The organism is Arthrobacter sp. H20 (assembly GCF_000520515.1).
Lineage (GTDB): Bacteria > Actinomycetota > Actinomycetes > Actinomycetales > Micrococcaceae > Arthrobacter_D.
Window position 1 is genome coordinate 31,193 of record NZ_KI914737.1, and the last position, 5,742, is coordinate 36,934.

Consider the following 5,742-nt stretch of genomic DNA (forward strand, 5'->3'; position numbering starts at 1 on the left):
CCCAGCACTGTCCTGTTTTTGGAACACAGTGCCGTGTACACCGCGGGGCGCCGAACCGAGGATCATGAGCGGCCATTCGATGGGACACCGGTCATCCCGGTGGATCGTGGCGGGAAGCTCACCTGGCACGGCCCGGGCCAGCTGGTGGGGTACCCCATTCTGGCTCTGCCCGAGCCGACTCGGGTTACCGGCTACGTGGCCATCCTCGAAGAAGTGATCATCGCCGTCCTGAAGGATTACGGGATCGCGGGGACCCGGATCGACGGCAGGTCGGGGGTCTGGGTCGCTGCCGACGACAGGGGAACGGACCGGAAGATCGCTGCCATTGGAATCCGCATCAACCGGCGGGTCACCATGCACGGATTCGCTGTGAACTGCAGCAACGAACTGGCGCCTTTCGAGCAGATCGTCCCGTGCGGCATCTCTGACGCTGGGGTCACCACAATCTCAGCAGAAGTGGGCCGAACGGTGACGCCAGCTGACATCGTTTCGCGGATTGAAGAAGAACTGCGCAAGAATGAATCATCATTGGTTGCCGAGGCGGCTGACGTTGTCCGCCCGTCAAGCACAGTCAACCCTGCCGGTGTCAACCGGCCGGAAGGAGTTTTACTGTGAGTCTGGCCCCCGAAGGACGCCGCCTTCTCCGCGTCGAGGCGAGAAACGCCGAGACCCCGGTGGATCGCAAACCCGACTGGATCAAAGCGAAGGTAAACATCGGCCCCGAATTCGTGGCGATGAAGAATCTTGTCAAAAAGGAAGGGCTCCACACCGTGTGTGAGGAGGCCGGCTGTCCCAATATCTTCGAATGCTGGGAAGACCGCGAGGCCACCTTCCTGATCGGTGGTTCCGAATGCACACGCCGCTGTGACTTCTGCCAGATTGACACCGGCAAACCACAACCCCTGGACCGCAGCGAACCGTTCAAAGTGGCCCAGTCGGTGCAGTCGATGAATCTGCGCTACGCGACAGTCACCGGCGTCGCCCGCGACGACCTTGCTGATGAGGGAGTTTGGCTCTACGCCGAGACGATTCGTCAGATCCACAGCATGAACCCCGGCACCGGCGTCGAGATCCTCATTCCTGACTTCTCGGGCAACCCCGAGCACATCACGGCGATCTGCGATGCTGCTCCTGAGGTCTTCGCTCACAACGTCGAAACCGTTCCCCGGATCTTCAAACGCATCCGTCCCGCCTTCCGCTACGAGCGGTCCCTCGACGTCATTACTCAGGGTAGGGCTCAGGGCATGGTCACCAAGTCAAACCTGATCCTGGGGATGGGTGAGACCCGGCAAGAGATCTCCGAGGCTCTGCAGGATCTGCACGACGCTGGCTGCGACCTGATCACCATCAACCAGTACCTGCGGCCGAGTGAACGTCACCTTCCCGTGGATCGCTGGGTCAAGCCCCAGGAGTTTGTTGAGCTGCGGACCGAGGCCGAGGAGATTGGCTTCCTCGGCGTCATGAGTGGACCGCTGGTGCGCTCCTCCTACCGCGCGGGCCGGCTCTGGGCGCGTGCCATGCGCAAGAAGGGTCTTGAACTGCCTCCCGCCCTGGCACACATCGAAGATTCCGGGTCCACTCTCCAGGAGGCGTCGAGCCTCGCGCCAACTGGGTAACCCGCCCGCTGGCCGCAGCCCTGATCGCTTGACTGGGGTTGTTTCCGCGCGTCCAACCGACACCCTGCATCACGTAGAATTGAAGCACTATGGCCAACAGTACTGAATCAGACGGATCATCCACCCCTAAGCGGCGCCTCTTTTCCCGGAAGCCGAAGCCCGCAAAGGGTCCGAAGAAAACCGGGCGGATGAAACAAATCTCCGAGGTCTTCAAGATGACCCGCCGGAACGATCCGAACGTGGTTTGGATTATGCTGCTCGCCTTCCTGTCGATAGTGGCCATCGGCCTGCTGATCGGGTTTCTGATCCAAAACTGGATTACGATGCTCATCATCGCCATCCCGCTTGGCTTCCTTGCAGCGGTATTTATCCTGTCCCGCCGGGCCGAGCGGGCTGCGTTTTCCCAGATTGAGGGCCAACCGGGTGCGGCGGGAGCCGCCCTGAGTGTCCTTCGTCGTGGGTGGATTCTCCAAGACCAGCCAGTCGCCATGAACCCCCGGTCGCAGGACGCAGTCTTCCGCGCCATCGGCCGGCCAGGGATCGTCCTGGTCACCGAGGGCCCCTCCGCCCGGGTGAAGCCGTTGGCTGAGGCCGAACGGCGCAAGATGGCACGAATCGTTCCCAACGTAGTGGTTCACGTCATCGAGTCTGGCCGCGGCGACGGCCAGGTCCCCCTGGCCCAGGTCGCCAAAAAGGCGCAGAAACTCAAGAAGAACCTGACCAAACAGGAAGTCCAGGCGGTCAACAAGCGGCTCACGGCGCTGGGAACCAAGCTGCCGATCCCGAAGGGTGTCGATCCTTTCAAAGCGCGCCCGGACCGCAAGGCCATGCGCGGCCGCTAGGCCAGCCCGGCCGCGCCACCTCGAACGCCGCCCATGCTTCGGAGTATTTGTTCCCCGAAGCGTGGGCGGCCTTTTTTTATCTCTGTACCGTGAGGATTTCCGCGCCGTCATCGGTGATGGCAATGGTGTGTTCACTGTGGGCTGTGCGGCAGCCGGTTGCGCTCCTCAGCGTCCACCCGTCGGGGTCAGTAACGAGCTTCGCAGTGTCCACCATGACCCACGGCTCAAGAGCCAGCAGCAGTCCGGGCCGAAGGGCGTAGCCACGTCCGGGTCGTCCGGTATTGGGAACGTGAGGGTCCTGATGCATAGTGGACCCAATGCCATGGCCGCCGAACTCGGTGTTGATTGGATACCCCGCATCGGTAAGGACCCGACCGATTGCATAGGAGATGTCTCCAATCTTCGCTCCGGGGCGGGCGGCCGCGATCCCTGCGTTCAGCGCACGTTCGGTGGCGCGAATCATCTCAACACTTTCAGGCGGCCGTGAATCGCCCACGATGAAGCTGATAGCCGAATCTGCTGCAATCCCGTTCTTTGACACAGCGAGGTCGAGGGTCAGCAGGTCTCCGTCTGCCAGCGGGTAGTCGTGCGGCAGTCCGTGAAGTACCGCGTCGTTGACTGCGGTGCAGATGTAGTGACCGAAGGGCCCCCGCCCAAACGACGGCGCGTAATCCACGTAGCAGGACTGTGCGCCGGCGTCGGCAATCATTGCCTTAGTCCAGTTGTCGATGTCCAGCAGGTTGGTGCCGACAGCGGCCCGGCTCTTCACCGTCTGCAGGATCTCGGCAACCAGCGCTCCAGTGTCTTTCGCCCGGGCCAGTTCGGATTGGTTCAGGATCTCAATCATTTGACGCCTTTCATCTGCACTGCCTAGATCCTGACAAGAACTGTTTGCACGGCACGGTCGTGGACGCCACGCTGATCGCGGTCCACGATGACGGCGGGAATCACCAGGCAGATCAACAGGGAACGCACGAGGGCCTTGCCATACCCTGCGGGGTGGCCAGCAACAGTCTGCACCTGCATGCCGAGGATCCGGTGCCCAATGCTGTAGCCGAAAAAGCCCACCAGCAGAATCTGCGTGAGAGCGAAGACCGCCAGTGTGGCAAAGCTGTTGTAGCCGAAGAACCAGTACGAAATCAGCGAAGCCAGTGCCCAATCGATCAGGATTGCGACGACCCGGCGTCCAGGGCGGGCAATCGATGCCTGGCCTTCCTTCGGCCGGCCCATTCCCCGGCCCGGCCAGTAGTTGGAACTATCGGAGGGGGTGCCGCCGAGCCATGAGCCAATATCGTTTCTGTCTACCACAGGTCAATCTTAACGGTTCAGGGACCCCGACCGTGCGCCGTCGTCGTCACGGGGCACCCATCCGACCCGCCGGTGTAAAGCACGCTAGGCTAAAAGGGCCCTTAGTCCCCGATCATCCATTAAGTAACGAGCCGGAAACAATTGCGACACCAGTGGGAAACTGCACACTCCTACAGTTGTAACTATTGCGGCGGAGGCGCTGACTGCCACTGAGTTGCGCCCGGCTGTTACCCCCACATGCGTTAGGAGCATAAACGATGTTCAAGAATGCGGACGAAGTCCTCAAGTTCATCGCTGACGAAGACGTGAAGTTTGTCGACGTCAGATTCACCGATCTTCCTGGAGTGCAACAGCACTTCAACGTTCCAGCAAAGTCAGTCGATGCAGACTTCTTTGTCAACGGGCAGCTGTTCGACGGTTCGTCGATCCGCGGCTTCCAGGGAATCGCTGAGTCCGACATGCAGCTCATTCCGGACGTCACCACTGCGTTCATTGATCCCTTCCGCATGGAGAAAACGCTTGCACTGAGCTTCTCGATCGTTAACCCTCGGACCGGCGATCCATACCACCGTGATCCACGGGGTGTGGCAGAGCGTGCCGAAGCGTATCTGGGCTCCACCGGCATTGCCGACACGGCGTTCTTCGCGCCGGAAGCCGAGTTCTACATCTTCGACAACGTGCAGTACGAGTCCCTCCCGCAGGGCAGCTTCTACAAGGTTGACTCAGTCGAGGCACCCTGGAACGGTGGCCGCGAGGAAGAGGGCGGGAACCTTGGCAACAAGACCCCCTTCAAGGGCGGCTACTTCCCGGTGTCTCCAGTTGACAAGCAAGCTGACCTCCGGGATGCGATCTGTGTCGAGCTGGACAACGCTGGCCTGGAGGTTGAGCGGTCCCACCACGAGGTAGGTGGCGCGGGCCAGGCGGAAATCAACTACAAGTTCACCACCATGACGCACGCGGCTGACGATCTGCAGAAATTCAAGTACATCGTCAAGAACGTCTCCGACGCGTGGGGGAAGTCGGCCACGTTCATGCCGAAGCCAGTCTTCGGTGACAACGGCTCAGGCATGCACTGCCACCAGTCACTGTGGAGCGGTGGCGAGCCACTGTTCTACGACGAGCGCGGCTACGCTGGCCTGTCCGACATGGCCCGCTGGTACATCGGCGGCCTCCTCAAGCACGCCTCGGCCGTGCTCGCGTTCACCAACCCAACGGTCAACTCCTACCGTCGTCTGGTCAAGGGCTTCGAAGCCCCTGTCAACATGGTGTACTCACAGGGCAACCGGTCGGCTGGTATCCGAATCCCGATCACGGGTTCCAACCCCAAAGCCAAGCGCATCGAGTTCCGCGCACCGGACCCCTCGTCCAACCCGTACCTGGCCTTCGCTGCACAGCTGATGGCTGGCCTTGACGGGATCAAGAACCGGATCGAGCCTGCCGATCCGATCGACAAGGATCTGTACGAGCTCCCCACTGAGGAAGCCAAAGATATCCAGAAGGCTCCGGGATCACTCGAGGAAGCTCTGCTCGCCCTTGAGGCCGACAACGAGTTCCTGCAGGCTGGCGGAGTCTTCACCCAGGACCTGATCGATACCTGGGTCGAGTACAAGCGAGAGTTCGAGATCATCCCGCTGTCGCTACGCCCGAACCCCTACGAGTTCGAGCTGTACTACGGCGTCTAACCAAAGTGTCCCTTGCGGGACGCCCGTTCCGGGCTGAAAATGGTGTTGTGGTCGCCTGTCGATGCCGTTGTTCCTATGGTTCGTTGAGGCCGTCGTCTAGCCGGGCATTGGGGATCGCGCCGTGGGCCCTTCATTGTTGCGCGTTGTTTGAGCACGAGGACTAGATTCAGTTTTCCCCGTTGTGATTCCCGCAGGCGGCCACCTGTCCATATCAGGTACGAGGTTAGGGAAAGGTCGGGCGAGGGCCATGTTGGCTGAGTCCCAAGATGAAGAACAGATTATCGAAAGGGTTGC

Annotated in this window: 6 protein-coding genes; 4 read left to right on the top strand and 2 right to left on the bottom strand. The window is 60.9% G+C overall.

The features are described from left to right. The 3 genes from lipB to Y703_RS0111820 all read left to right on the top strand — a co-directional run. The coding region (gene lipB, locus Y703_RS19625) for a lipoyl(octanoyl) transferase LipB (protein ID WP_081743513.1) at nucleotides 1-615 on the top strand (615 nt) is incomplete at its 5' end. Next, nucleotides 612-1,616, top strand: a complete 1,005-nt coding sequence (gene lipA / locus Y703_RS0111815) for a lipoyl synthase (RefSeq protein WP_026552857.1) — start codon at nucleotides 612-614, stop codon at nucleotides 1,614-1,616. The genes lipB and lipA, both read left to right, overlap by 4 nt. Before the next feature lie 89 nt (nucleotides 1,617-1,705). Further along, nucleotides 1,706-2,458, top strand: a complete 753-nt coding sequence (locus tag Y703_RS0111820; RefSeq protein WP_026552858.1) for a DUF4191 domain-containing protein — start codon at nucleotides 1,706-1,708, stop codon at nucleotides 2,456-2,458. Nucleotides 2,459-2,534: 76 nt separating this feature from the next. Here Y703_RS0111820 and map read toward each other — a convergent pair whose 3' ends face one another. Beyond that, complete coding sequence (gene map / locus Y703_RS0111825) at nucleotides 2,535-3,305, bottom strand: type I methionyl aminopeptidase (protein ID WP_026552859.1); 771 nt, start codon at nucleotides 3,303-3,305, stop codon at nucleotides 2,535-2,537. Between the two features lie 23 nt (nucleotides 3,306-3,328). Beyond that, a complete protein-coding gene (locus Y703_RS0111830) occupies nucleotides 3,329-3,766 on the bottom strand; it encodes an RDD family protein (protein ID WP_026552860.1) in 438 nt (145 codons plus the stop codon). A 257-nt stretch (nucleotides 3,767-4,023) separates the two neighbouring features. Here Y703_RS0111830 and glnA point away from each other — a divergent pair, with 257 nt between their 5' ends. Then, on the top strand, nucleotides 4,024-5,448 hold the full coding sequence (glnA, locus tag Y703_RS0111835) for a type I glutamate--ammonia ligase (protein WP_026552861.1): 1,425 nt from the start codon (nucleotides 4,024-4,026) through the stop codon (nucleotides 5,446-5,448). Nucleotides 5,449-5,742 lie beyond the last annotated feature (294 nt).